The organism is Solwaraspora sp. WMMA2056 (genome assembly GCF_030345095.1).
GTDB lineage: Bacteria > Actinomycetota > Actinomycetes > Mycobacteriales > Micromonosporaceae > Micromonospora_E.
In genome coordinates, this window is record NZ_CP128360.1 from 6,289,509 (window position 1) to 6,314,709 (window position 25,201).

Here is a 25,201-nt window from a genome sequence, read left to right on the forward strand (position 1 = left end):
GTGACACAGAAGCGCGAACAACTGGAGCGACTTCGACAACCCGGTTGAGGTGCGCCCATAGCGCAACCAATCATTTGCACCGGAACAGCTGGACCGCCGGTGGTGGCCAGCGGTCGGTCAGGCCCAGAGTTGGCCGTCGAGTGCCTCCTCTGCGTCGGCCAGCGTCCCGCCGTAGGCGCCGGTGGAAAGGTACTTCCAGCCCCCGTCGGCGACCAGGAACGCCACGTCGGCCCGACGGCCGGCCTTGACCGCCTCGTGGGCGACGGCGAGCGCGGCGTGCAGCACGGCCCCGGTGGAGAAACCGACGAACAACCCCTCGACCTCGACCAGCTGCCGGGTCCGCAGCACGGCGTCACGGGTGCCCACGGAGAACCGGCGGGTCAGCACGCTGGCGTCGTACAGCTCGGGTACGTAGCCCTCGTCGATGTTGCGCAGCCCGTACACCAGCTCGCCGTAGCGCGGCTCGGCCGCCACGATCTCGATGCCGTCGACCTTTTCCCGCAGATAGCGTCCGGTGCCCATCAGGGTGCCGGTGGTACCGAGCCCGGCGACGAAGTGGGTGATGGTCGGCAGGTCGTGCAGTAGCTCCGGCCCGGTGGTCTCGTAGTGCGCCCGGGCGTTTCCGCCGTTGCCGTACTGGTAGAGCATCACCCAGTCGGGGTGTTCGGTGGAGATCTGCTTGGCGGTGGCGACCGCCTGGTTCGAACCGCCGGCGGCCGGCGAGAAGATGATCTCGGCACCGTACATCCGGAGCAGTTGCACCCGCTCGGTGGAGACGTTCTCCGGCATCACGCAGACCAGCCGGTAGCCACGCAGCTTCGCCACCATGGCCAGCGAGATGCCGGTGTTGCCGCTGGTGGGTTCGAGGATCGTGTCGCCGGGCCGCAACCGGCCGGCCTCCTCGGCGGCCCGGACCATGAACATCGCGGCCCGGTCCTTGACGCTGCCGGTGGGGTTGCGGTCCTCCAACTTGGCCCACAGGCGCACCGGTGGTGCCCCGTCGGGCACCACCGGGGAGAGCCTGGGCAGGCCGACCAGCGGCGTACCGCCGCATGCGTCGAGCAGGCTGTCGTAGCGCGCCATGGGTGCGCTCAGCCGATGGTCGGCGCGCCGGCCATCGGGTGGCCCAGCAGCGCGGCGGCCGCGGCGAACCCGAGCGCCCCACCGGCCACGGCCGGCAGGATCGTCACGGTGTCCCCGTCGGAGAGTTTGGCGTCGAGGGCGCCGAGGAACCGGACGTCCTCGTCGTTGACGTAGATGTTGACGAACCGGTGCAGGGTGCCTTCGGCGGTGACCAGCCGGCCGCGCAGCCCGGCGTGCTGCGCGTCGAGGTTGTCCAGCAGGCCCGCGAGGGTCTCCCCGCTGCTCTCGACGACCTTGGCGCCACCGGTGTAGCTGCGCAGGATGGTGGGAACGCGAACTTCGATAGCCATTGACGTGCTCCTATGACGGCGGTGGGATCGGATCAGACTGCGGGTACGAGGTGCCGGCGCTGGTGGAGATCAGCGGTCGGACGAACACTCGTAGTCGACCGTCGTCGGGGTCTGCCCGAACAGGTACGACTGCACCGCGTGCGGATCGACACCGGCGTCACGCATGTCCACCGGCTCCTCGGTCACCACGCCGTCGACGATGCGGAACGAACGGATCTCGGTGACCTGCGGATCCCGGGTGGAGACCAGCAGATAGTGGGCCTCCGGCCAGCCGGCGATCGCGGCGTCGGTCCGGGACGGGTACGCCTCGGTCGCGGTGTGCGAGTGGTAGATGACCACAGGCTCCTCGTCCCGGTCGTCCATCTCCCGCCACAACCGCAACTGCTCCATCGAGTCGAACTCGTAGAACGTCATCGAGCGGGCCGCGTTCTGCATGGGGATGTGCCGGGTCGGCGTGTCCGAACCAGCCGGCCCGGCGACCACGCCGCACGCCTCGTCGGGGTGGTCCCGGCGGGCGTGGGCGACGATCGCGTCGATGATCGACCGGTCGATGCTCAGCACGACGCCAAGCCTACCGCCTTCTCCGGGCCGGGCAGGCCGTGGCGGTCGTCACGCCAGCGACCGCGGCTGGTCGATCATGGCGAACAGCAGGGACTCCTGCAGATAGCCGAGGTACGCGTAGACCGACAGCTGGAACAGCCGGCCCGACGCCGGGTCGTCCTGCTCGGCGGCGGCCAGCTCGGCACCGAGGTCGGTGTCGGCCTTGACGTCCAGCCGTACCCCCATCGCCAGCCGGGCGTCGTTGAGCGCCCGCAGCCACGCCTCGGCCGCCTCGTCGTCCAGCCGGACCTCGCATCCGCCGTCGTCGGCGTCGTCGGGCAGCGCGGCGAGCACCGCGCCGGCCTGGTCGATCTTGGCGGTCTTCAGGTCGCTCTCGGTGTACCGACGAAACTCCGTCGAACTCGCCGGGTCGTCCGGGTAGGTGTCCGGGAAGAGCCGACCGACCACCGGATCGCCGTGGTCGAAGCCCTCGGTGAGCAGGCCCACCACCTCACCCGCGACCTTGCGCAGCACCTTGACCTCGTCCGGGGAGAAGGACGCGACGAACCGTCCGCCCCGGCGCCGGAACATGCTCATGCCCGGTCCACCGTCGCCCAGAGCCCGTAGGCGTGCAGCCGGGAGGCGTCCAGCTCCATCCGTTCCCGGGCGCCGCTGGACACCACGGCCCGACCCTTGTGGTGCACGTCGAGCATCAGTTCCTCGGCCTTCGCGTGGCTGTAGCCGAACAGTTTCTGGAAGACCCAGGTCACGTAGGTCATCAGGTTGACCGGATCGTCCCAGACGATCGTCACCCACGGCCGTTCGTGCCCTGGCATCTCGTCGACGTCCGGCGTCTCGACCGGAGCAACCTGTGGAGCCGCCATGCCCACCATCGTGCCACCGGTCCCGGCCCGACGAGCAACAGCGGCCCCGCCGTGGCGAACGGCACCGGCCCCGTCACCGTGCCGGATCACCGGTGTCGACGACGTCGCAGAGCAGGCTGGACAGGCCACGGCGTACCGCGGCGAACCGGACCGTGAGCTCCCGCGACAGCTCGATCTCGACGGCCCGCAGGATCTGCTGGGTCCACGTCCTCGCCTGGTGCGGCGCCATCCCGGCCGGACCGTCGTCGCGGTGCCAGCAGTCGGCGGCCAGCGCGAGGCCCAGCGGCGGCAGCGCCGACCGCGACCAGGATGCCGGGTACGCCGCGAAGACGTCCACCTCGGCGGCGCCGAGCACGTCGTCCGGCGCGTCGGTGGCCGTGACCCGCTGCACCTGTCCCGCCGCCATGGCCAGCAGGCCCACCGCGACCGGCGTCGGTGGCGGGTCGACGGCGATCCGCCGCCGCAGCAGTTCCCGCAGGACGTGCCGCAGCGCCGTGGGCTCGGCGGCGAACAGATACCCGGTCATGTCGTCGACGATGTCGTCCACCGCCGCGGCGCAGCCGTGACCGGCCCGCAGCGACAAGGCCAGCAACTCGCGGTCGAGCAGGTCCGGGGTGCCGGCCGGGCCGCAGCCGAAGAGGATCTCCTGCACCGCGGCCAGATGCAGGTTGGCCAACTCGATGGCCAGGGTGTGGCGGACCCGTTGCCCCGCCCGCCGTACCGTGCGGTCCAGGTGCCGGGACCAGTCACCCTCCGGGCCCGGCGCGGGCGGCCCGCCGCCGTCCGCCGGTCGTGACCGGTCGGTACGCAGCCTGGGCGGCTGGTCGAGGCCGGCCAACGCGGCCAGTCCGGCTCCGGCGCGGTGCAGTGCCGCCCGGTCCGCCCAGTCGATCAGCTGGCGACGCAGGCCGGTGAACGACGCGGCGTCCGGCTCGCCGACGAGCCACGGGGCACCGGCGAGATCCGGTACGGCGGCCAGCAGCGCCGCCCGGTGCGGTGCCTCGCCTTCGCTCTGTACGCCGCCGGGGGTGACCACGACGAACACCGCCGCGCCCGCCGCCACCGCCTGCCGCAGCAGGTCGTGCTCGACCGGGCCCGGTGGTGGACCGGCACCGATCACGAACACCAGCGCGCCGGCCCGGGCCACCGCGTCGGCCAGGACACGCATCCCGGCCGGGCCCAGCGAACCGAGGTCGGGGGTGTCCACCAGGCTCAGGTGCCGCAGCATCTGGTCGGGACGACGCACCTCGACCCGGCGGGGCGGCCGGGGCAGGTCCAGTCCGGCCCCGGTGCGGGCCGCGCGGGTCGGGACCGGCCAGGGGTGCGGCCAGCCGGGCAGGAACGCCGCGATCCGGGCCGCCGGACCGTGCCGGACGAGCAGGAAGCTCTCCGGCGGCCGGCGCACCGGCAGCGGTGCGCCCAGCAGCGCGGCGACGACCGCGCCACGACTGTCCCGGCCGGCCCCGACGACGACCGCCCCGACCGGTTCGTCGGCCGGCGGGGTGACGCCGCGTACCGGCCCGGCCAGCGGTGGCCGCCGCGCCGACCGTGCCGCCGCCGGGGCCGGCGCGGTGCGCGATGGCGGCGGCGCGCCCGGTGCCGGTGCCACCGGTCCCGGTCCGGCGTCGGAGGGCTCCGGCTCGTCGCCGGACGGCGCTGCCCAACGCCGCGCCGGCCCCCGTTGCCGGGGGACGATCGCGGCGGGTCCGGTGTCCAGCGGGTACAGGGGTGCTGCCACAGGCTCCATGCCGAGCTCCTTCGGATGCTGGTCTGGACGGGCACCAGCGGCACCGACGCTACGTGCACGATCACTTACGCAACGAGAAGCGTCCCTACTCAACTGATCACGCACTTCATACTCAAATGCGGTCCGTCACCGGGCGTTCCCCCTGGGCGATCGTTCTATATGCTGCCCTGCCATGGGCCTGTGGAGCTTCGTGGGACGGGCCGAGGAGCTCGACCGACTGTCCACCGCCGCCACCAGCGGAGGACGCGGGCTGATCCTCAGCGGTACCGCTGGGATCGGCAAGAGCCGGCTGCTTCGCGAAGTCGTCGACCACCTGCCGACCGAGACGTACGCGGTCTGGTTCGCCTCGGGCAGTCTCAGCGCGGCCGGCCTGCCTTTCGCCGGCCTCGCCCAGGTGCTGCCGGCGGAACAGCCACCGGGGCTGTCGCCCTCGGCCCTGCTGCGCTGGGCGGTCGAGTCACTGCGCCAACGGGCCGCCGGCCGCCCCATCGTGCTCGCCATCGACGACGCCCACCTGCTCGACCCGACCTCGGCCGCGGTGACCAACCTGATCGCCCGGTCCGAGCGGGCCACCGTGCTCGGCACCCTGCTCAGTGGCGAACCCGTACCGTTGCCGATCCGGGCCCTGTGGGCCGACGACCTGGTCGGGCACGAGGAGCTCGCGCCGCTGGGCTTCGCCGACACCACCGGGCTGCTGGCCGAACTGCTCGGCGGCGAGCTGGACCCGGCCTCGGCCGAGCGGCTCTGGCGACTGTCCGAAGGCAACCCGCTGCTGCTCCGCGAGCTGATCATCGCGGCGCAGTCCGGACAGGAGCTGACCCAGACGTACGGGGTCTGGCGGTGGACCGGTCGGCTGGAGCTGGCCCCGAGCCTGACCGACCTGATCGACACCCGGATCGGCCAGCTGAGCCCGCAGGTACGCGGCGTCGTCGAACTGGTGGCCTTCGGCCAACCGATCGGGCTGCGGCTGCTGCTGCAGGCCTGCCGGCACGCCGACGTGGAGATCGCCGAGGAACGCGGTCTGATCCGGGTCGACGTCGACGACCGGCGGCACGACGTCCACATGGCCCACCCGTTGTACGGCGAAGTGGTCCGCCGCCGCTGCCCGGTGACCCGGTCACAGCGGCTGCAGGCGCAGCTGGCCACCCTGGTCGAGCAGACCGGTGCCCGCCGCCGCGACGACCTGCTGCGGGTCGCCGTCTGGCGGCTGGAGTCGGACACCGCCGACGACCCGGCCGTCCTGCTCGCCGCCGCCAGCCAGGCTTTCGTGGGCTACGACATTCCGTTGGCCGACCGGCTCGCCGGCCGGGCGCTGGCCGTCGGCGGCGGCTTCGACGCGGCCGAACTGATGGCGACCATCCTGATGTTCCGCGACGAACCGGACCGGGCGCTGGCCACCCTGACGGCGGCCCGCGCCGAGGTGACCACCGACGAACGGCGCAGTCGTTGGCTGATGGTGCTCGGCCTGGTCGCCTACTGGGGACTGGGCCGCGAATCCACCATCGACGACCTGGCGGTCGGCGCCGGCGACCTGGCGGACCCGGCCGACCGGGCCCGGGTGAACTCGTTCGAGGCGATCATGCGGCTGCACCGCCTGGAGTGCGACGCGGCGCTGCGGCTGGCCCGGGCCGTACTGGACCGGCCGGCGGCCAGCCACGCGGCGCGCGGCCTGGCCCAGTGCACGATCGCCCACCTCCAGGCGGCCCAGGGCGATCTGACCGGCAGCGGACGGGCCATCGCCCGGGTGGAGACCGACGCGCCCCGGTGGCGAACCGAACTGCCGTACCTGCAGCTCGCGCTGGAGCTGGCCCGGGGCACCCGACTGGTGCTCGCCGGGGACCTGACCGGCATCGACGCGATCGTCGCCGAGGAGTTCGCCGACCTGGCCGACGCCGGCGACTTCCGGCTCGGCTCCGGCTACCTGTCGGTCGTCCGCGCGCAGGCGGCCAGGATGCGTGGCCGGCTCGACGAGGCGCTACGGCACAGCCTGCAGGCCTGCGCGATGCTCGCCACCGGTCGGGTCTTCGCCGGGCTCGCCCACGCCGAACGGGCGCACGCCGCCGCGCTGCGCGACGAACCGGCCACCGCCGTGGCGGCGATGACCGACTCGGACCGGGCGCAGGCACCCGGCATGGCCATCCTCTACCCGTGGCGGGAGCAGGCACGCTCCTGGGTGACGGTCGCCGAGGGCGACGTCGCCGGGGCGGTCGGCATGCTCCGCCAGCTGGCGGCCCGGCTGCGCACCGACGGGTTCGCCGGTCACGAACTGACCGCCCTGCACGACCTGGTCCGCCTCGGTCGGGCCGATCTGGCGGTGGACCGGCTCGCCGAACTGGCGTCGGTCGTCGAGGGCCCGCTGCCCGGCCTGATCCTGCGCCAGGCCCGGGGGGCGACCAACGGCCCGTACGGGGAGCTGCTGCGCGCCGCGAACGGCTTCGCCGAGAACGGCCTGTACCTGTTCGCCGCCGAGGCCGCCGCGATGGCGGTCCGCCGACTGCGGCTGGCCCGCTCCCCGCTGGCCGGGCAGACCAACGTGCTGCTCGGCGAGTTCATGGCGCACTGCTCCGACGTGCACACCCCGGCGTTGCGGGCCGGGCAGCCGAACCTGACCGACCGGGAACACCAGGTGGCGAAGCTGGCGGCGGCCGGGGTGGCCAGCCGCGACATCGCCGAACAGTTGTACCTGTCGATCCGTACCGTCGAGAACCACCTGCAGCGGGCGTACGGCAAGCTCGGGGTGACCGGGCGGGGCGAGCTGGCCGGTGCGCTGCGGGCACTGCCGGACGGGGCCGCCGCCGGCGTACCGGGCCAGGCCGGCCCCGGCCGGGCCGGCGGCCGTACAGTAGCCGGGTGACCAGCTCCAGTCCCGCGCTGCTGACCGACCACTACGAGCTGACCATGCTGGCCGCCGCGCTGGCCGACGGCAGCGCGCACCGGCAGTGCGTCTTCGAGGTCTTCGCCCGCCGGCTGCCGACCGGGCGACGCTACGGCGTGGTCGCCGGCACCGGCCGGCTGATCGACCTGATCACCGAGTTCCGCTTCGACGAAGGCACCCTCGGGCACCTGCGCGAGCGGGGTGTGGTCGACGCGCAGACCGCCCGGTGGCTGGCGGACTACCGGTTCACCGGCGACATCGACGGGTACGCCGAGGGCGAAATGTTCTTCCCGAACTCGCCGATCCTCACCGTCTCCGGCACCTTCGCCGAATGCGTGCTGCTGGAGACGCTGGTGCTGTCGGTACTCAACCACGACTGCGCGATCGCGGCGGCGGCGGCCCGGTCGGTGACCGCCGCCCGCGGCCGCGCGGTGATCGAGATGGGTTCGCGACGTACCCACGAGCAGGCGGCGGTGGCGGCGGCGCGGGCGGCGTACCTGGCCGGCTTCACCGCGACGTCGAACCTGGCCGCCGGCGAACGGTTCGGTATCCCGACGGCGGGCACCTCGGCGCACGCGTTCACCCTGCTGCACGACGACGAGCGGGCCGCGTTCGCCTCCCAGGTGGCCGCCCACGGGCGGGACACGACCCTGCTGGTCGACACGTACAGCATCAGCGACGGCATCCGCAACGCGATCGCGGTGGCCGGGCCGGAGCTGCGGGCGATCCGGATCGACTCCGGTGACCTGTCGGTGCTGGCCCAGCAGTCCCGGGAGCTGCTCGACTCGCTGGGTGCCACCGAGACGAAGATCATCGTCTCCGGCGACCTGGACGAGTACGCGATCGCGGCGCTCGCCGCCGAGCCGGTCGACTCCTACGGTGCCGGCACCGCCGTGGTGACCGGCTCCGGCGCCCCGACCGCCGGGCTGGTCTACAAGCTGGTCGAGGTCGACGGCCGGCCGGTGGTGAAGCGGTCGGAGAACAAGGCCACCGTCGGCGGCCGGAAGGTGGCGGTACGTCGGCACAAGCCGACCGGCACCGCCGTCGAGGAGATCGTGGTCTCGCAGGGCGTACCGGACCGGGTCAACGGCGACCGGGTGCTGCAGCGCTCCTTCGTCGCCGCCGGCGAACCGTTGGACCGGCCCACCCTGGCCGACTCCCGGGAGCACCTGCGGCGCTGCCTGATCTCGATCCCGTGGGAAGGGTTGAAGTTGTCCGCCGGGGATCCGGCGGTGCCGGTCACCATCGTGCCGGCCGACTGACGCCGGACCCACTGACAGCGGGCGGAACAGGAAGGACAGGTATGCACCGGGCACTGATCATCGTCGACGTGCAGAACGACTTCTGTGAGGGCGGCTCACTCGCCGTCGGTGGCGGCGCGGACGTGGCGGCGGGCATCTCCCGCACCGTCGCCCAGGCGCCGGCTCAGCGCTGGCGGCACGTGGTCGCGACCAAGGACTACCACGTCGACCCGGGCGCGCACTTCGGTGATCCGCCGGACTACGTCGATTCCTGGCCGGCGCACTGTGTGGTGGGCACCGGCGGGGTCGACTTCCATCCGGGGTTGACCACCGAGCGGATCGAGGCGGTGTTCCACAAGGGCGAGTTCGCCGCCGCGTACTCCGGTTTCGAGGGCCGCAGCGACGACGGCGTCGGCCTGGCCGACTGGCTGCGCGAGCGCGGCGTCACCGGGGTCGACGTCGTCGGCATCGCGACCGACCACTGCGTACGGGCGACCGCGCTGGACGCCGCCCGTGCCGGGTTCGACACCACGGTGCTGCTCGACCTGACCGCCGGCGTGGCCCGGGAGACCACCGAGGTGGCGTTGGACACCATGCGCGCCGCCGGCGTGACCCTGACCGGTGCCCCGGTGCTGCGGCCGGCCTGACCCGTCGGCGGGTCGTCGCGCGGAAACTGACTGGCCGGATGTCGTACCCGGCGGGCATGATGCCGGCCGGAGGTAACACCGCCGATGACCCTGACCCCTTACCGGGAGGCGCTGGCGCTGCCCGGCGTGGCCCGGCTGCTGGCGCTGTCGGTGCTGGCCCGGATGCCCAACACCGCCGCCGGTGTGGCGCTGACCCTGTACGTCGTGCTGGAGCTGCGCCGGGGCTATGCGGCGGCCGGTCTGGCCGGCACCGCGTTGACCGTCGGCGCCGCGATCGGTGCGCCGATGCTGGGCCGGCTGGTCGACCGGCACGGGCTACGCCCGGTGCTGGCCGGCTCGGTGCTCGCCCAGGGCACGTTCTGGGCGGTGGCGCAGGCGCTGCCGTACCCCGCTCTGCTGGTCGCCGCGGTCGTCGCCGGCCTGCTCAGCCTGCCGGTGTTCTCGGTGATCCGGCAGTCGCTGGCCGCGCTGGTCCCGGCCGCGCGGCGGCGGCCCGCGTACGCCCTGGACTCGATGTCGGTCGAGCTCTCCTTCATGATCGGCCCAGCGCTGGCCGTACTACTCGCCACCGCGGTCTCCCCCCGGGTGGCGATGCTCGCGGTCGGTGCCGGCCTGGTCGCCGCCGGGTCGGCGCTGTTCGTCGTCGACCCGCCGATCCGGGCCCGGCACGAGGAGCCGGTGCGGGCCGGTGTGCGCGTCGCCCGCCGGGACTGGCTCACCCCGCACCTGCTCGGCGTGCTGGCGGTCGGCGCGGCGTCGACCCTGGTGCTGGGCGGCACCGACGTGGCGTTGATCGCCGCCCTGCGCGCCAGTGACGAGCTGGTCTTCAGCAGCGTCGTGCTCGCCGCCTGGGGCGCCTACTCCCTGGTCGGCGGGTTCGCCTACGGCGCGGCCCGGCGCGGGGTGCCGCCGGTCGGGCTGATGGTGGCACTGGCCGTCGCCACGATCCCGGTCGGGCTCGGCGCGGGATCCTGGTGGACGCTGGGCCTGGCGCTGGCCCCGGCCGGCCTGCTCTGCGCGCCGACGATCGCCGCGACGTCCGACGCGGTCAGCCGGCTGGCGCCGGCGGCGGTACGCGGCGAGGCGATGGGCCTGCACGGGTCGGCGATGACCGTCGGGATGGCCGTCGGCGCGCCGCTGACCGGCGCGGTGATCGACGCCAGCAGCCCGACCTGGGGGTTCGCCGCCGTCGGCAGCGCCGGCCTGCTGTTGGCGTTGCCGCTGCTGGCTCTGCGCCGTCGACACTGGCGCAGCCGCCGGCCCAACCGCAGCCGTCGGCCCAACCGCAGCCGTCGACCCGACCGCGCCCGCCGGTCAGGGCCGCCGCAACCGCACCCGGTCGGGGTGCGTCCGCTCCAGGTCGGCGGCGACTCCGAGGACCGTGTGGTCGGCACCGGGATGCCCGGCGAGCTGGAGGCCGACCGGCATCGCGTCGTCGTCGAGGCCCCAGGGCAGGCTCACCGCCGGCCCGCCGGTCACGTTGAACATGCCGACGAACGGCGAGATCGTGAAGATCTGCTGGAACAGTTCGGCCGCTGACCGGTCGGTGTGCAGCTCACCCAGCCGGGGAGCGGGGCGGGCGGTCGTGGGAGTCAGCACGAGGTCCACGGCCGCCAGGGCGGCGGCCAGTTCGCCGGCGAGTCGGCGCAGCTCCAGCGTCGCCCGTACCTGGGTCACCGCGTCGGCCCGCCGCCCCCGCTCGATCAGGTCGAGCACCGCCGGTTCCACCGTGTCCGGCCCGGCCTGCCGACCGGTGGCCCGCGCCAGATCGTCGACCATCGCCGCGACGTGGCCGGCGATCACCGTACCGAGCACCGGCCCGAGCCGGCCGGCGGCCGACACGGCTGGCAGCGGCACGAGCCGGTGGCCCAGCGCGGCCAGCGCGGCGGCGCACTCGTCGACCGCCCGCCGGTACGCCGGTGCGACCGGGTCTCCGGACGGGGTGTCGACCAGCACCCCCACCGTCAACGGATGCGGGTGGGCCCGGTCCGCCGGTACGCCGTACGGTTCGCCGAGCGCCGGTCCGGCGGTGACCGCCAGCAGCAACGCCGAGTCGGCAACCGTCCGGGTGATCGCGTGCTCGTGGCTGAGCCCGCCCCAGTCGTCGACCCGGTACGGCCCGGCCGGGTTGCGGCCACGGGTCGGTTTGAAGCCGATCAGCCCGCACCACGCCGCTGGAATCCGGATCGACCCGCCGCTGTCGCTGGCATGCGCGGCGGGCACCATCCCGGCGGCGACCGCCGCTGCCGCGCCGCCGCTGGAGCCGCCGGCCGAGCGCCGCGGATCCCACGGGTTGCGGGTGGCACCGTACAGCACCGGTTCGGTGCTGATGTTCAGGCCGAACTCCGGTGAGCTGGTCCGCCCGATCACCAGCGCGCCGGCCGCTTCGAGCCGGGCGACCAACGTCGAGGTGCCGGCCGGGGGCAGGCCGGCGAACAGTCGGCTGCCCCGGGTCAGCGGCAACCCGTCGACCTCCGCGTGCAGGTCCTTGACCAGGTACGGCAGGCCGGCCAGCGGTCCCGCTGGTCGCCGGCCACGACGCAGCCGACGCAGCGCCCGGTCCGGGTCCAGCAGCACGACCGCTCCGACGCCCGGATCACGCGCCTCGATCCGGGCGGCGGCGGCCTGCACCAGCTCGGCCGGATCCACCTCACCGGCGAGCACGGCGGCGACCAGGTCACCCACCGACCCGTCGAGCAGCCCGGTCACCGCTCAGCCCACCCGCCCGGCCGCGTCGAGCGCCTGCGCCAACGCCGCCGGATCACTGAACATCACCTCGTGCGAGCCTGGCAGCTCCACCAGGCGGAACTCGCCGAGGCGACCGGACTGGCCGGGATGCCAGGTGAACTCCTGCGCCGGGAAGGCGATGTCGTTGGTGGCGTACACGTAGCTGCGCGGCACCGCCAGCCCGGTGAACCCGGGCAACGGCAGCGGCTCGGCCGAACGCGCCAGCGGCTCCGGGGTCAGCTGGGCGTACGCGGCCCTGGCGGTGGCCTCGTCCGCATCCTGCAGAAAGGACGCACGGAACACCTCGTACGGCAGCATCAGCGTGCCCTGCTCGGAGGCCAGGGTCTGGAAGGCGCTCGCCGCCGACGGCGGCACGTGCTGGAACACGCTGTCCCCGTCGCCCAGGACGTACGCGTTGTGGAACACCAGGCGGGCGAGCCGCTGCGGCACCGCGACGGCGACCGCCTGAACGACCGCCCCGCCGAAGCTGTGCCCGACCAGCACCACGTCCCGCAGGTCCGCATCGACCAGCAGGTCGGTCACGGCGCCGACGGTCTGCGCCATCGTCACCGTCGGATCGCCGCCGACGCCGTTGCCGGGCAGCGTCGGCGCGTGCACCTCGTGCCCTGCCGCGACAAGATGCCGGCGCACCCCGTCCCAGCAGCCGCCGTCGTGCCATGAGCCGTGTACCAGGACGAACCGCATGGTGACCTCCTCCGTCGGGAGGCTTCACGCTAGGTCGGTCGATCCGGGCGGTGATATCAGCGCGGCGCCGGATCCCTGTCAGCTGCGCGCCACTGCCCCGGGCTCGTCCCGTACCGCTGGCGGAACAGCACGCCGAGGTGCGAGGCGGACGAGAAGCCGTACCGGTGTGCCAGCTCGGTGACCGTCGCCGACGAGTCGCGCAGCGCCCGGGCGCAGGCCGCCAGGCGACGCTGCCGTACGTAGTCGGCGACCGTGCCGCCGGAGGACTCGAACGCCCGGTGCAGCTGCCGTACGGAGACCGCCAGCCGGGCGGCCAGATCCGACACGCCCAGCTGCGGTGGCGCGCCGTCCGGCCGGGCCAGCTCCTGCTCCACGAGCCGTTCGACGGCCACCCGCAGGGCCAGCATCGGGTGCCCGGTGGTGTCCCCGATGGTGCGCCGCAGCGTCAGGTGCAGCAGCGCGTCGAGGATCCCGGAGAGTTCGTCCGGTTGGCCGGCCGTACCGGCGTGCTCGGCGGCCGACATCAGGTGCGGCAGTTGCCGGATCAGCGCCGCGGCCACCGGTTCCACCGCTGCCGACCGGATCGGGCCGTCCAGCAGCGGATACCGGGCGGTGACCACCGGCTCCGGCAGCACGACGAAGATCACCCGCGCCGCCGAGGCGTGTTCGACGGTGAACTCCTCGGCACCGGGTACGACGACCAGCCGGCCCGGCACGATCGCCTCGTGTCCGTGGCGGTGCCGGATCTCCCCCTGTGCCCGCAGGCTCAGCAGCAGGAACACCCCGGCCGCTGCGGTCGTCGCCGCGGCCGTACGCTGCGCCCGGATCGGGTCGAGCGCGGCGGAGACCAGCCGCAGCCGGCCGATCTCCACGTCCGTCATCCGGGCCTGGAAGGCCGCCGGGTCGCCGACGGTGATCGTCTGGGGAACGAGCGACTCGCGGACCACCTGGCTGAACCCGGCGAGACCGGCCGCGCCGGTGAACCGCTGGTCACCCATTTCCCCAGGTTAACCGGCAGCCCGGCCGGGGTCGGTCAGTGCTTGTCGACGTTGGTCGCGGTGTCTTCCTGGTAGGTGGCACCGCCGTCGGATTCGCTGGTCAGCGGCTTGGCGCCGCCCTCCGGCGGGCCCGCCACCGACTGGTGGCCGGCGGCCAGCTCCGGGAACTTCAGGTCGAACGCCGGCCGCTCGGACCGGATCCGGGGCATCCGGTCGAAGTTGCGCAGCGGCGGCGGGGAGCTGGTGGCCCACTCCAGGGAGTTGCCGTGGCCCCACGGGTCGTCGACGTTGACCAGCGGACCGGCCTTGTACGACTTCCACACGTTGTAGATGAACGGCAGCGTCGAGATGCCGGTGACGAACGAGCCGACCGTGGAGATCATGTTCAGCGTGGTCCAGCCGTCGATCGCCTGGTAGTCGGCGTACCGGCGGGGGAAGCCCTCGGCGCCGAGCCAGTGCTGCACCAGGAAGGTGGTGTGGAAACCGACGAAGGTCAGCCAGAAGTGGACCCGGCCGAGCCGCTCGTCGAGCATCCGCCCGGTGAACTTCGGGAACCAGAAGTAGATGCCGGCGAACACCGCGAACACGATCGTGCCGAACAGCACGTAGTGGAAGTGCGCGACGACGAAGTACGAGTCGGAGACGTGGAAGTCGATCGGCGGGCTGGCCAGCAGCACGCCCGACAGGCCACCGAAGAGGAAGGTCACCAGGAAGCCGATCGCCCAGAGCATGGGCGTCTCGAAGCTGATCTGGCCCCGCCACATCGTGCCGATCCAGTTGAAGAACTTCATGCCGGTCGGTACGGCGATCAGGAAGCTCAGGAAGCTGAAGAACGGCAGCAGCACCGCCCCGGTGGCGAACATGTGGTGCGCCCAGACGCTCATGGACAGCGCGGCGATCGCGATGGTCGCACCGACCAGACCCTTGTAGCCGAAGATCGGCTTGCGGGAGAAGACCGGGATGACCTCGCTGATGATGCCGAAGAACGGCAGCGCGACGATGTAGACCTCGGGGTGGCCGAAGAACCAGAACAGGTGCTGCCACAGCAGCGGGCCGCCGGTCTCCGGGGCGTAGACGTGGGCGCCGAGCATCCGGTCGGCGGCGAGGGCGAACAGCGCGGCGGCCAGCAGCGGGAAGACCATGATCACCAGGAGGCTGGTGACCAGGATGTTCCAGGTGAAGATCGGCATCCGGAACATCGTCATGCCGGGGGCGCGCAGGGTCAGGATCGTGGTGATCATGTTGACCGCGCCGAGGATGGTGCCGAGGCCGGAGATCGCCAGACCGACGATCCACATGTTCGCGCCGACACCGGGCGAGTGCTCGACGCTGCTCAACGGGGTGTAGGCGAACCAGCCGAAGTCGGCGGCACCACCGGGGGTCAGGAAGCCACCCATGGCCAGCGTGCCGCCGAAGAGGTACAACCAGTAGGCGAAGCTGTTCAGCCGGGGGAACGACACGTCCGGAGCGCCGATCTGGATCGGCGTGATGTAGTTCGCGAAGGCGAACACGATCGGCGTCGCGAAGAACAACAGCATGATCGTGCCGTGCATGGTGAACAGCTGGTTGTACTGCTCCGGCGAGAGGAACTGCATCCCGGGCTGGGCCAGCTCCGCCCGCATGATCAGCGCCATCAGGCCGCCGATCATGAAGAACACGAAGGCGGTGATCATGTACATGATCCCGATCTGCTTCGCGTCGGTCGTACGCAGCAGCCGCGCCATGGCCGAGCCCCGGACCGGCTGGTGGACCGGGAAGGGCCGGGTCGCGATCGGCTTCGGTGCGACGGTGGTCACGAATGGCCTCCGGTTCTCGTCAATCCCACGGCACCCGCGCTGGTGCTCCGCTGGCCGTGCCTCGCAGGCAGGATAGTCCCCGTTCACGGTGGGTCCGCACGCCGGGTGCCCGCACCCGTGGCCGGGTCACCATCGGCCGGGTGGCACCCTGGCCACCGGGCGGAGCGACCGGGCAGAGCCGCCCGGCCTGTCACACCGGATCGACGAGCAGCCGGTAGTGGTCGGCGAGGATCCGGGTGCCCTCGGCACGCAGCAGCCGGTCACGAAGGTGCGGTGCGACGTCGCGGGTCCGGTCCCGGTCGCGGGTCCGCTCCAGCACCCATCGGGTACGCGGCCGGCGGCGGCTCTCGTAACCGGCCAGCGCCTCGACCACGGTGGGTCGGTCGCGGACCAGCTCGGCCAGCACCAGCGCGTCCTCGAACGCCATCGCCGCCCCCTGTGACAGGGTCGGCGCGGTGGCGTGGGCGGCGTCACCGACCAGCACCACGTTCCCCCGTGACCAGCTGCCGAGCTCGACCTCGTCGGTGACGGCGACCTGCACCTTCTCCACCGCGTCCAGCACGGCCGGGACCGGGCCACGGAAGTCGGCGAGCAGCTCCCGCAGCCGCAGCAGCGGGTCGGCCGGTGGCGCCGACCCGGCCGGCAGCCGTTCGTCGGCGTACAGATAGGTCCGGCCGTAGCCCATCGGTGTCAGCACGACGCCGCAGCGCCGGCCGAGCAGGGCGGTCCACTCGGTGATCTCCGGGCCGCCGGTGACGACGCTGCGGTAGGCGATCTGGCCGACCGGATGCGGTGCGCCACCGAGCTCGGCCAGTTGCCGGACCGTCGACCGGCGACCGTCGGCACCGACGATCAGGTCGTACTCGGCGAACGAGCCGTCGCCGAACGCGACCTTGGTGGTCTCGTCACCGAGTTCCAGCTCCCGGACCTCGGTCCGGTGCCGGACCGCACCGCCGGCCCCGGTGAGCAGCACCCGGTGCAGGTCGGCCCTTGGCAGTGCCCGGCACTCGCCGACCCCCTGCCAGAGCCGGTCGAGGTCGACGGCGCACAACTCGGTACCGGCGACGTCGAGGAACCGTTGTCGACGCACGACGGCTCCGAGCGGGCGCAGCGGACTGTCCAGGCCGAGGTCACGCAGGGCGCGGATCGCGTTGCCGGGCAGGAAGATGCCGGCCGTGGGCACCACGGTCGGGTCGAGCTTCTCCACCACCTGGGGCCGCAGGCCGGCCAGCCGCAGCGCTCGGGCCGCAGCCAGGCCGGCGACACTGGCACCGACGACGAGCACGCGCATGGGTGCTTGAGCCATGGTCCGCGCCGCCTCCGGGGGAATAGACACTCATCGGAGCCAAGAGACTACTGCCGGCAACACCGCCTGCGGTAGGCCTATTCCGCCCTGTTTGTACGCGCCGGTCCGTGAATCAGATCGATGGGAAATATCCACCGATGGAAATCTTAACCGGTGCGGCGGGCCAGCGGGAGTCCACGCTCAACGTTGCACCCGCGCACCGCCACCGCCGACCAGCGCCTCCACCTCCTTGAGACTGGCCGTCGAGGTGTCACCGGCCGTGGTCATCGCCAGTGCGCCGTGCGCGGCACCGTACTCGACCGCCGTCGCGAGGTCGCCCTTTTCGAGCAGGCCGTAGACCAGCCCGGAGGCAAAGCTGTCGCCCCCGCCGACCCGGTCCAGGATCTCCAGTCCCGGCCGGTGGGTGGCCTGGACGAAGCCGGTCGCGGCGGACCAGGCGATCGCTCCCCAGTCGTTCACCGTCGCCGTGCGGACCGTCCGCAACGTGGTGGCGACCACCGCGAAGTTCGGGTACGCCCGGGTGACCTCGGTGATCATCCGCTGGAAGTTCGCCACCTCGAGCTCGGACAGGCTGTCGTCGGTGTCCGGTACGGCGAACCCGAGGCTAGCGGTGAAGTCCTCCTCGTTGCCGATCATGACGTCGACGTAGCCGGCCAACCGCCGGTTGACCTCCTGCGCCCGGGACTGGCCGCCGACAGCCTTCCAGAGGCTGGGCCGGTAGTTCAGGTCGTACGAGATGATCGTGCCGTGCCGACGGGCGGCGACCATGGCCGCCTCGATGGTCTCCGGGGTGGTCTCGGACAACGCGGCGTAGATGCCGCCGGTGTGCAGCCAACGAACGCCGAGCGTGCCGAACAGGTGGTCCCAGTCGACGTCGTCGGGGCGCAACTGGCTGGCGGCGCTGTGCCCCCGGTCGGAGGTGCCGACCGCGCCCCGGACCCCGAAGCCCCGCTCGGTGAAGTTCAGTCCGTTGCGCACGGCGCGGCCGGTCCCGTCGTAGGGCAGCCAGCGCACGTACGAGGTGTCGACGCCGCCGGTCAGCACGAGGTCCTCCAGCAGCCGCCCGACCTCGTTGTCGGCGAACGCGGTGACCACCGCGGTCCGCAGACCGAAGCAGCGACGCAGGCCCCGGGCCACGTTGTACTCGCCACCGCCCTCCCAGACCCGGAACGAGCGTGCGGTGCGGACCCGTCCCTCGCCCGGGTCGAGCCGCAGCATGATCTCGCCGAGCGAGACCAGGTCGTAGCGACACTCGGCGGCCGGTCGGGGGCGCAGCGACGCCGCCCCGGCGGTGGGCTGTCCGGACATCTGTTGGCTCCTTGTCAGGATCGGGTGGCGGCCCGGGCCGCGGCGACGGCGGCGGCGGTCAGCCGGGTCACTTCGGCCCAGTCGCCGGCGGCGAGCAGGCGCGGGGCGACCATCCAGGTGCCGCCGACGGCGAGGACCGCCGGGTGGGCCAGATAACCGGCGAGGTTGCCGGTGGTGACGCCGCCGGTCGGAATGAACCGGACCGAACGGAACGGGGCGGCGAGGGCGGCGACCATCCCGATGCCGCCGAGCTGCTCGGCCGGGAAGAACTTCACCGTGTCGAGGCCGGCGTCGAGCGCCATCTGGATCTCGGTGGCGCTGGCGACGCCGGGGAAGACCGGCACGCCGCGCTGCTGGCAGCGGCGGACCACGGCGGGCCCGAAGCCGGGGCTGACCACGAACCGGGCACCGGCGTCGACGGCCCGGTCGACCTGCTCGGCGGTGAGCACCGTGCCGGCGCCGACCACCAGGTCCGTCCGGGTGGCCATCGCCGCGATCGCGTCGGCGGCCGCCGGGGTCCGGAAGGTCACTTCGGCGGTACGCAGCCCGCCGGCGGCCAACGCCTCGGCCAGCGGCGCGGCACCGGTCGGGTCGGCCAGCACCACCACCGGGACGATCCGACCGGCACCGATCACCGACGTGACGTCACCAGCGGCGACCGGCTCGGGTGTCTGTTCGTCATCTTGAACGTTGGTCACATACGTGACGATACTCAAGGCATCGATGCTGTCAACCCGGCTACAGTGACGGCCATGACGGTGCGCGATGGATTCCAACCGGTGAAGTCCGCCGGCCGCACGCTGGAGGTGCTGGAGGCACTGGCCGCCGCGCCCGGTCAGCAGTCCCTGGGCGACCTGGCCCGACTGCTGGAGATCCCGAAGAGCAGCCTGCACGGGATCCTGCGCACGATGCTGCAGCGCGGCTGGGTGGAGACCGATCCGACCGGCACCCGGTTCGGCCTCGGGGTACGCGCGCTCCAGGTCGGTGCCGCCTACCTCGCCGCCGACGACGCGGTCAGCCTGCTCGACACCGTCCTGGACGAGCTGGCCGGGCAGTTCGGCGAGACCGTCCACCTCGGTCGACTGGACGGGCCACACGTCGTCTACCTGGCAAAACGCGAGTCGATCCACCCGTTGCGGCTGTACAGCGCGATCGGGCGGCACCTGCCGGCCCACGCCACCGCGCTGGGCAAGGCGCTGCTCGCCGAGCACCCCGACGACACCGTCGACCGGTTGCTGACCTGGCCACTGCGCCGGATGACCCCACAGACGATCGAGGATCCGGCCACCCTGCACGCCGCACTGGCCGAGATCCGCGACCGCGGTTACGCGGTTGATCGTGCGGAGAACGCCGAGGGCATCGTCTGCGTCGCGATGGCGATGCCGCTGCGCCAGCCGGCGACCGACGCGATCAGCCTTTCCATCCCGTCGGCCAGGTGGGACGACGCGGTCGAGGCCCGGATCGTCGAGGCGTTGCGGGCGGCCGCCGGGCAGGTCCGCGCCGCCCGCACCCTGGTCACCCACTGATCCCCGGCCGTCGACCCGCTGACGGGCGTCCGGGCGTCCGCCAGCGACGTTCGACATGATGAACGGCATTCCGCCATCACCTGCGGGTAGCCGGCTGGCGGTCCGGATCGCCAGCCGGCCCCGGCCACCGGCCGGCATTGCCGACTCTTTTCATACATGTAAATGTGTCATAGCTTTGTGGGAGCGCTCCCGTCACGTTGAACCCTCCTATCCGCACCCAGCACGGACACCGAAGGAGTGCAATGAGACGTCCCATCCGCGCCGCAGCGGCCGCAGCGGCGCTCCTCGTCGGCGGAGTTCTCGCCGTCGTCACCGCCGCCCCCGCGCAGGCGGACACGGTGATCTGCGAGCAGTACGGCAGCACCACCATCCAGGGCCGCTACGTGGTGCAGAACAATCGCTGGGGCACGACCGCTCAGCAGTGCATCAACGTCACCAGCACCGGGTTCTCGGTGACGTCGCAGCAGGGCAGCTCACCCACCAACGGGGCGCCCGTGTCGTACCCGTCGGTCTTCCTGGGCTGCCACTACACCAACTGCTCCCCCGGCACCAACCTGCCGATGCAGGTCAGCCGGATCAGCAGCGCGCCGACCAGCATCAACTACACGTACGTGGGCGGAGGCACCTACAACGCGTCGTACGACATCTGGCTGGACCCGACGCCCCGCACCGACGGGGTCAGCCAGATGGAGATCATGATCTGGTTCCACCGGCAGGGCTCCATCCAACCGATCGGTTCACCGGTCGGCACCACCACCATCGCCGGCCGCAGCTTCCAGGTCTGGACCGGCAGCAACGGCAGCAACAACGTGGTGTCGTACCTCGCCCAGTCGTCGTTCAGCAGTTGGAGTTTCGACGCGATGGCCTTCATCGCCGACGTGCGCAACCGGGGCCAGATCACCAACTCGTGGTACCTGACCAGCATCCAGGCCGGCTTCGAGCCGTGGAACGGCGGCGTCGGGATCGGGGTGAACTCGTTCTCGGCGGCGGTCAACACCGGCGGGGCACCGCCACCCACGACCGCGCCGCCGCCGCCCACCACGCCGCCGCCGGGCAGCGGCGCCTGCCGGGTCAGCTACACCCCGAACACCTGGAACAGCGGCTTCACCGCCGAGGTGCGGATCACCAACACGGGTAGCGGCACCGTCAACGGGTGGACGTTGGCGTACCAGCTGCCGGCCGGGCAGTCGATCACCAGCTCGTGGAACGCGACCGTGTCGCAGAGCGGTTCCTCGGTGACGGCCCGCAACATCGCCTGGAACGGCACCCTGGCGCCGGGCGCGACCGCCTCGTTCGGCTACCAGGGGACCTACAGCGGGTCCTACTCCTCGCCGACCAACTTCACGCTCAACGGCACCTCCTGCACCACCGGCTGACCGCGGCACGGACCGAGCCACCGTCCGGCGCGGAGCGCACCGGACGGTGGCTCAGTCCCGCAGCTGGTCGATGGCGGCCATCTCGTCCGGGGTGAGGCGGAACCCGAAGACGTCGGCGTTGGCGACGATCCGCTGCGGCGTCACCGACTTCGGGATCACCACGATGCCGTGCTGCAGGTGCCACCGCAGCACCACCTGGGCCGGGGTGACGCGGTGCCGCCCGGCCACCTCGACCAGCAGTGGATCGTCCAGGTCGGTGTTGCGGAACGGGCTGTACCCCTCCACCACCACGTCCCGTTCCTGGTGCTCGGCCAACGTACGGCTGTCGTGCATCGCCGGCGCCCACGGCACCTGGTTGACCGCCGGGCGTACCCCGGTCTGCTCGATGAGTTCGTCGATCTGGGCCAGGCTGTAGTTGCTGACCCCGATCGCCCGCACCACCCCGGCGTCGCGTTGGGCGATGAACTCCCGCCAGGTGGGTACGGCGGCACCACCGCGCGGCGGCCAGTGGATCAGCCACAGGTCGACGTACTCCGTCGCCAGCGCGGCCAGGCTGGCGGCGAGGGTCTCCGCTTCCTGGCCGAGGCGCTCGGGCGGGAGCTTGGTGGTGATGAAGACCTCCTGCCGGTCCAGCCCGCTGTCCCGGACCGCCCGGCCGACCTCGGCCTCGTTGCCGTACATCGTGGCGGTGTCCAGGTGCCGGTAACCGGCGTCCAGCGCGGCCCGTACCGCCCGGTAGCCGGACTCCCCCGTCGCCTGCCAGGTCCCGAAGCCCAGCATCGGCATGTCCACGCCGGGTCCCAGAGACACCCCGAGCTGCTCACCGTGGGTCGCCATGCTCGCCGACTACCCACGCCGACCTGTGCCTATACCTCGGCCGGACGACGCATCGGCCAGTGGCCGACCGACCCTACCGTCGGGCCGGGCCGACACCACATGCTGTTCACCGCGCGTACATTCGTCGTCACCCACCCGGTCGCCGGGTGGGCGGTCCGGGCACGCGCGCCCGCCGACCGGAAGCACGGACCAGAAACGGGAACGGAACCACATGAGCATCATCGACACCACGACGTCGGCCGTACCGCCGGTCGCGCCACCCGCCGAGGCCGAGCCGGGCGGCGGTGGCCGGCACGAGCTGTGGCCGGCGGCCCGGGCCGTGCTCGAGGCCAACTGGTCCGGTCGCCACACGGTGCCGTCACGCACCCTCTACCCGCACCAGTGGAGCTGGGACGCCGCGTTCATCGCGATCGGGCTGGCCCGCCTCGCCCCGGACCGGGCGTGGCAGGATCTGCGCAGCCTGTTCCTGGCGCAGTGGCCGGACGGCCGGGTCCCGCACATCGTCTTCGATCCCGGCATCGCCGAACGGGACTACTTCCCGGGGCCCGGGTTCTGGCAGGTGCCGCTGCGCCGACCGGGCCACCCCGACGGTACGGGCATCGTCCAACCACCGGCGCACGCGCTGGCGGTCTGGGAGCTCTACCAGCGGGCCCCCGACGCCGTCGGCCTGGCCCAGCTCCGGTGGTTCTACCCCCGGCTGGTGGCGGCGCAGGACTACCTGCTGGGTCGCCGCGACGCCGGTGGCGGCGGGCTGGCCGCCATCGTGCACCCGTGGGAGTCGGGGCTGGACAACAGCCCGGCCTGGGACACGGCCCTGGCCGCCGTACCGGCCGACCTGACGGTCCTCACCGGGCGGCAGCGACACGACAACCGGGTCGCCGCGGTGGCGCACCGGCCGACCGACGAGGACTACGCCCGGTTCGTGGCACTCGCCCTGGCGTACCGCGACCACGACTACGCCGACGACGCGCTCGCCGACCGGCACGGCTTCGTCGTCGAATGCCCGACCTTCAACGCGCTGCTGGGTGCCGCCGAGCGGGCGCTGGCCGCGATCGCCGGCGTGGTCGGCGCCGATCCCGCCCGGCACCTGGCCCGGGCCGGGCACATCACCCGCGCGATCGACGATCGGCTGTGGAATCCGCGCACCGGCATGTACCACGCGCGTGACGTGCGGACCGGCCGGCTCAGCCCGGCCCGGTGCGTGAACGGACTGGTGCCGCTGATCCTGCCGGACCTGCCGGCCGACCGGGTGGCGGCGCTGGTGGCGGTGCTCGGGTCCGACCGGTTCGGGATGTCGGCGGCCATGCCGGTGCCCAGCTACGACCGGACCGCCACCGACTTCGACCCGGTGCGGTACTGGCGGGGTCCGGTCTGGATCAACATCAACTGGCTGCTCTGGCGTGGACTGCGCGCCCACGGCTGCGCCACCGAGGCCGACAGGCTGCGGGCGGCCATGATCGACCTGGTCGGCAGGTCCGGCTACTACGAGTACTTCCACCCGGTGACCGGGGCCGGGGTGGGCGCGGCGGCGTTCAGTTGGACCGCCGCCCTCCTGCTCGACCTGTTGGCCGATGGCGACTGAGCACACGATGGACACCCCTGATCACACGACGGGGCCCCACCCGCCGTTCTCCGGTCACTCAGAACGTGTCGACCAACGCCGATCCGACACTCCGCCTGATACCAATACCCATTCGGCGGGCCACCCGCACATGCCGTTGATTCTCTCATAAAGGACATATTTCCCGGAAATCGTTTGCAGGACAGAGAAATGTTGCAGCAGGTGAACATCTGAACACGGAGAGATGACATCCACCGTACGGTGCGCGACTGAAGGCCTCACGGATGGTTCCGGCCTGCCAGGCTCGCCATCTATCTTTCCGTGCCGGCGGGGCACCGACGACACGGTCGACATCAGACCGTCCAGAAGGCAGCCCGGCAATTCGCGGCGAACCGCCAGGGGGGTGGGCGATGCAACCTGCACACGAGACCGTACGCCGGAGGCGACGGCTCGATGGACCACTGCTGCGATCGGCGGTCACCGTACTGGTGCTGGTGCCGGTCTGCGTGCTCTTCGTCCAACTGTGGCGCGGCACGTCGGCCGACGTCGCCTTCGCGCAACGGGAACGAGAGGGCGTGGCCTACCTGGCCGCGCTCAACGAGCTGACCATGGCGCTGGTCGACGCCCAGTCGGCCGCCGTGGCCCGGCAGCCGGTCAACGCCGAGGCGCTCACCCGGGCGTTGGACGCGGTGGCCGAGGTCGACCAGCGCGTCGGCGCCTCGCTGCGGGTCCAGCAGCGCTGGACGTCACTACGGGCGGCCGTCGAGGCGTTGCCGGACCGACGTTTCGACGAGCCGACGGCGGCGTTCGACGCCTACCGGCAGACCACCGACCTGCTGCTGGCGCACTACGACCGGATCCGGGAAAGCTCCAACCTGGTCCGTGACCCGGAAGGCGACGCCTACCACCTCTCCGACGGCGCGGCTGAGGAACTGCCCGAGGCGCTCATCGCCACCGGGCGGTTCGCCGACCTCGCCGTCCTGCTGCCGACCCGGCCGGCGCAGGAACGGCCGTTGGCGCTGGTCGAACTGATCGGTGCCACCAGCGACATCCTCTCTCCCGCCGACGACCTGGCCAGCAACGTCCAGGCTGCGGTGGAGAGCACCGACAGCCGGACGATGAGCAGCAACCTGCTGACCCAGGTGGACCGGTTCCAGCGCAGCATGGACGCCATCGCCGCGGCGGCCGCCATCCTGAACACCGCAGCCGCCGAACTGGCCCGGGCCGCGCAGTCCGAGGACGACTCCGGCGACGGCACGGGCAGCGACGGCGGCAGCGGCAGCGACGGCGGTTCCGGCGACGACGACCGGGCCACCCGCGCCGCCGCTGTACCGGACCTGGGACAGCTGGTCGCGCTGCGGGGGGAGGCGCAGTCGGCGGGGGCTGAACTTGCCGGCACGATGCTGGCCGAGCTGGACGGTCTGCTGGCCGACCGGATCAGCGGGTCACAGCGCGACCAGTGGCTGTCGGTCGGCGTACTGATCCTGGCGGTCTGCCTGGTCAGCGTCCCGGTGCTGCTCGCGTACAGCGCGGCGGCGGGGCCGCGCACTCCACCTGTCGGCACCGGACCCACCGACGGCCCGCCGGCGACCGGCGGCCGGGCCGGGCCGGCCGACGACGCCGACGGGGTCACATCGGACAGCCGACACTGGGAGCCGACCGTTGCTGCTCGATAGACTCCGCATCCGCGGGAA

21 protein-coding genes and 1 pseudogene are annotated in these 25,201 nt (G+C 72.5%); 8 read left to right on the forward strand and 14 right to left on the reverse strand.

The genetic code is table 11. The features are described 5' to 3' along the window. Window positions 1–117: 117 nt before the first annotated feature. The 6 genes from O7608_RS28500 to O7608_RS28525 form a co-directional block, all read right to left on the reverse strand. Complete coding sequence (locus O7608_RS28500; RefSeq protein WP_282225913.1) at window positions 118–1,083, reverse strand: PLP-dependent cysteine synthase family protein; 966 nt, start codon at window positions 1,081–1,083, stop codon at window positions 118–120. Window positions 1,084–1,091: 8 nt separating this feature from the next. Beyond that, on the reverse strand, window positions 1,092–1,433 hold the full coding sequence (locus O7608_RS28505; protein ID WP_289207486.1) for a MoaD/ThiS family protein: 342 nt from the start codon (window positions 1,431–1,433) through the stop codon (window positions 1,092–1,094). A 69-nt stretch (window positions 1,434–1,502) separates the two neighbouring features. Next, a complete protein-coding gene (locus O7608_RS28510; RefSeq protein ID WP_289207487.1) occupies window positions 1,503–1,994 on the reverse strand; it encodes a M67 family metallopeptidase in 492 nt (163 codons plus the stop codon). A gap of 48 nt (window positions 1,995–2,042) precedes the next feature. Further along, entirely contained in the window at window positions 2,043–2,570 is a 528-nt protein-coding gene (locus O7608_RS28515) for a DUF2017 domain-containing protein (RefSeq protein ID WP_289207488.1), read from the reverse strand. Beyond that, window positions 2,567–2,857 carry an ATP-dependent Clp protease adapter ClpS gene (gene clpS / locus O7608_RS28520; protein WP_289207489.1) on the reverse strand — a complete coding sequence of 97 codons (291 nt, stop codon included), beginning with the start codon at window positions 2,855–2,857 and terminating at the stop codon, window positions 2,567–2,569. Before clpS ends, O7608_RS28515 begins: the two co-directional genes overlap by 4 nt. 73 nt (window positions 2,858–2,930) lie before the next feature. Continuing rightward, window positions 2,931–4,604 (reverse strand): hypothetical protein, encoded by a 1,674-nt coding sequence (locus O7608_RS28525; protein WP_289207490.1) that lies wholly within the window; start codon window positions 4,602–4,604, stop codon window positions 2,931–2,933. 172 nt (window positions 4,605–4,776) lie between these two features. Between O7608_RS28525 and O7608_RS28530 the strand changes: the two genes are divergently transcribed. The 4 genes and pseudogenes from O7608_RS28530 to O7608_RS28545 all read left to right on the forward strand — a co-directional run. Beyond that, window positions 4,777–7,458 (forward strand): LuxR C-terminal-related transcriptional regulator, encoded by a 2,682-nt coding sequence (locus tag O7608_RS28530; RefSeq protein WP_289207491.1) that lies wholly within the window; start codon window positions 4,777–4,779, stop codon window positions 7,456–7,458. Further along, complete coding sequence (locus O7608_RS28535) at window positions 7,455–8,741, forward strand: nicotinate phosphoribosyltransferase (protein WP_289207492.1); 1,287 nt, start codon at window positions 7,455–7,457, stop codon at window positions 8,739–8,741. Before O7608_RS28530 ends, O7608_RS28535 begins: the two co-directional genes overlap by 4 nt. Before the next feature lie 41 nt (window positions 8,742–8,782). Beyond that, window positions 8,783–9,367 carry an isochorismatase family protein gene (locus O7608_RS28540; RefSeq protein WP_289207493.1) on the forward strand — a complete coding sequence of 195 codons (585 nt, stop codon included), beginning with the start codon at window positions 8,783–8,785 and terminating at the stop codon, window positions 9,365–9,367. An 84-nt stretch (window positions 9,368–9,451) separates the two neighbouring features. Continuing rightward, window positions 9,452–10,630: pseudogene (locus tag O7608_RS28545) on the forward strand (MFS transporter); the annotation flags it as partial. 51 nt (window positions 10,631–10,681) lie between these two features. Here the strand turns inward: O7608_RS28545 and O7608_RS28550 are convergent. The 7 genes from O7608_RS28550 to eda all read right to left on the reverse strand — a co-directional run bounded on the left by O7608_RS28550 (window position 10,682) and on the right by eda (window position 18,923). After that, complete coding sequence (locus tag O7608_RS28550) at window positions 10,682–12,076, reverse strand: amidase (protein WP_353850470.1); 1,395 nt, start codon at window positions 12,074–12,076, stop codon at window positions 10,682–10,684. Between the two features lie 3 nt (window positions 12,077–12,079). Further along, entirely contained in the window at window positions 12,080–12,799 is a 720-nt protein-coding gene (locus O7608_RS28555) for an alpha/beta fold hydrolase (protein ID WP_289207494.1), read from the reverse strand. 56 nt (window positions 12,800–12,855) lie between these two features. Beyond that, window positions 12,856–13,797 (reverse strand): helix-turn-helix transcriptional regulator, encoded by a 942-nt coding sequence (locus O7608_RS28560; protein ID WP_289207495.1) that lies wholly within the window; start codon window positions 13,795–13,797, stop codon window positions 12,856–12,858. 35 nt (window positions 13,798–13,832) lie between these two features. Then, complete coding sequence (ctaD, locus tag O7608_RS28565) at window positions 13,833–15,593, reverse strand: aa3-type cytochrome oxidase subunit I (RefSeq protein WP_289207496.1); 1,761 nt, start codon at window positions 15,591–15,593, stop codon at window positions 13,833–13,835. Window positions 15,594–15,783: 190 nt separating this feature from the next. Further along, entirely contained in the window at window positions 15,784–16,899 is a 1,116-nt protein-coding gene (locus O7608_RS28570; RefSeq protein ID WP_289207497.1) for an FAD-dependent monooxygenase, read from the reverse strand. A 180-nt stretch (window positions 16,900–17,079) separates the two neighbouring features. Continuing rightward, window positions 17,080–18,207: a sugar kinase gene (locus O7608_RS28575; RefSeq protein WP_289207498.1), complete on the reverse strand. Its 1,128-nt coding sequence runs from the start codon at window positions 18,205–18,207 to the stop codon at window positions 17,080–17,082. Window positions 18,208–18,221: 14 nt separating this feature from the next. Beyond that, window positions 18,222–18,923 (reverse strand): bifunctional 4-hydroxy-2-oxoglutarate aldolase/2-dehydro-3-deoxy-phosphogluconate aldolase, encoded by a 702-nt coding sequence (gene eda, locus O7608_RS28580; RefSeq protein WP_289207499.1) that lies wholly within the window; start codon window positions 18,921–18,923, stop codon window positions 18,222–18,224. A gap of 36 nt (window positions 18,924–18,959) precedes the next feature. On the opposite strand from eda, the gene O7608_RS28585 reads away from it, so the two are divergent. Together O7608_RS28585 and O7608_RS28590 are read left to right on the forward strand one after the other, a co-directional pair. Continuing rightward, on the forward strand, window positions 18,960–19,733 hold the full coding sequence (locus O7608_RS28585; protein WP_289207500.1) for an IclR family transcriptional regulator: 774 nt from the start codon (window positions 18,960–18,962) through the stop codon (window positions 19,731–19,733). A 242-nt stretch (window positions 19,734–19,975) separates the two neighbouring features. After that, window positions 19,976–21,109 (forward strand): glycoside hydrolase family 12 protein, encoded by a 1,134-nt coding sequence (locus O7608_RS28590; RefSeq protein WP_289207501.1) that lies wholly within the window; start codon window positions 19,976–19,978, stop codon window positions 21,107–21,109. Between the two features lie 51 nt (window positions 21,110–21,160). On the opposite strand, the gene O7608_RS28595 is transcribed toward O7608_RS28590, so the two are convergent. After that, window positions 21,161–21,919 (reverse strand): aldo/keto reductase, encoded by a 759-nt coding sequence (locus tag O7608_RS28595; protein WP_421357408.1) that lies wholly within the window; start codon window positions 21,917–21,919, stop codon window positions 21,161–21,163. Between the two features lie 238 nt (window positions 21,920–22,157). Between O7608_RS28595 and O7608_RS28600 the strand changes: the two genes are divergently transcribed. Together O7608_RS28600 and O7608_RS28605 are read left to right on the forward strand one after the other, a co-directional pair. Further along, window positions 22,158–23,528, forward strand: a complete 1,371-nt coding sequence (locus O7608_RS28600; RefSeq protein WP_289207502.1) for an MGH1-like glycoside hydrolase domain-containing protein — start codon at window positions 22,158–22,160, stop codon at window positions 23,526–23,528. A 389-nt stretch (window positions 23,529–23,917) separates the two neighbouring features. Beyond that, window positions 23,918–25,183 carry a hypothetical protein gene (locus O7608_RS28605; protein WP_289207503.1) on the forward strand — a complete coding sequence of 422 codons (1,266 nt, stop codon included), beginning with the start codon at window positions 23,918–23,920 and terminating at the stop codon, window positions 25,181–25,183. Window positions 25,184–25,201: the final 18 nt, after the last annotated feature.

Coding starts and splice junctions, on each gene's coding strand:
- O7608_RS28500 (WP_282225913.1), bottom strand. CDS start 1,083: ATGGCGCGCTACGACAGCCTGCTCGACGCATGCGGCGGTACGCCGCTG.
- O7608_RS28505 (WP_289207486.1), bottom strand. CDS start 1,433: ATGGCTATCGAAGTTCGCGTTCCCACCATCCTGCGCAGCTACACCGGT.
- O7608_RS28515 (WP_289207488.1), bottom strand. CDS start 2,570: ATGAGCATGTTCCGGCGCCGGGGCGGACGGTTCGTCGCGTCCTTCTCC.
- clpS (WP_289207489.1), bottom strand. CDS start 2,857: ATGGCGGCTCCACAGGTTGCTCCGGTCGAGACGCCGGACGTCGACGAG.
- O7608_RS28525 (WP_289207490.1), bottom strand. CDS start 4,604: ATGGAGCCTGTGGCAGCACCCCTGTACCCGCTGGACACCGGACCCGCC.
- O7608_RS28530 (WP_289207491.1), top strand. CDS start 4,777: ATGGGCCTGTGGAGCTTCGTGGGACGGGCCGAGGAGCTCGACCGACTG.
- O7608_RS28540 (WP_289207493.1), top strand. CDS start 8,783: ATGCACCGGGCACTGATCATCGTCGACGTGCAGAACGACTTCTGTGAG.
- O7608_RS28555 (WP_289207494.1), bottom strand. CDS start 12,799: ATGCGGTTCGTCCTGGTACACGGCTCATGGCACGACGGCGGCTGCTGG.
- O7608_RS28560 (WP_289207495.1), bottom strand. CDS start 13,797: ATGGGTGACCAGCGGTTCACCGGCGCGGCCGGTCTCGCCGGGTTCAGC.
- O7608_RS28570 (WP_289207497.1), bottom strand. CDS start 16,899: ATGGCTCAAGCACCCATGCGCGTGCTCGTCGTCGGTGCCAGTGTCGCC.
- O7608_RS28575 (WP_289207498.1), bottom strand. CDS start 18,207: ATGTCCGGACAGCCCACCGCCGGGGCGGCGTCGCTGCGCCCCCGACCG.
- O7608_RS28585 (WP_289207500.1), top strand. CDS start 18,960: ATGACGGTGCGCGATGGATTCCAACCGGTGAAGTCCGCCGGCCGCACG.
- O7608_RS28590 (WP_289207501.1), top strand. CDS start 19,976: ATGAGACGTCCCATCCGCGCCGCAGCGGCCGCAGCGGCGCTCCTCGTC.
- O7608_RS28600 (WP_289207502.1), top strand. CDS start 22,158: ATGAGCATCATCGACACCACGACGTCGGCCGTACCGCCGGTCGCGCCA.
- O7608_RS28605 (WP_289207503.1), top strand. CDS start 23,918: ATGCAACCTGCACACGAGACCGTACGCCGGAGGCGACGGCTCGATGGA.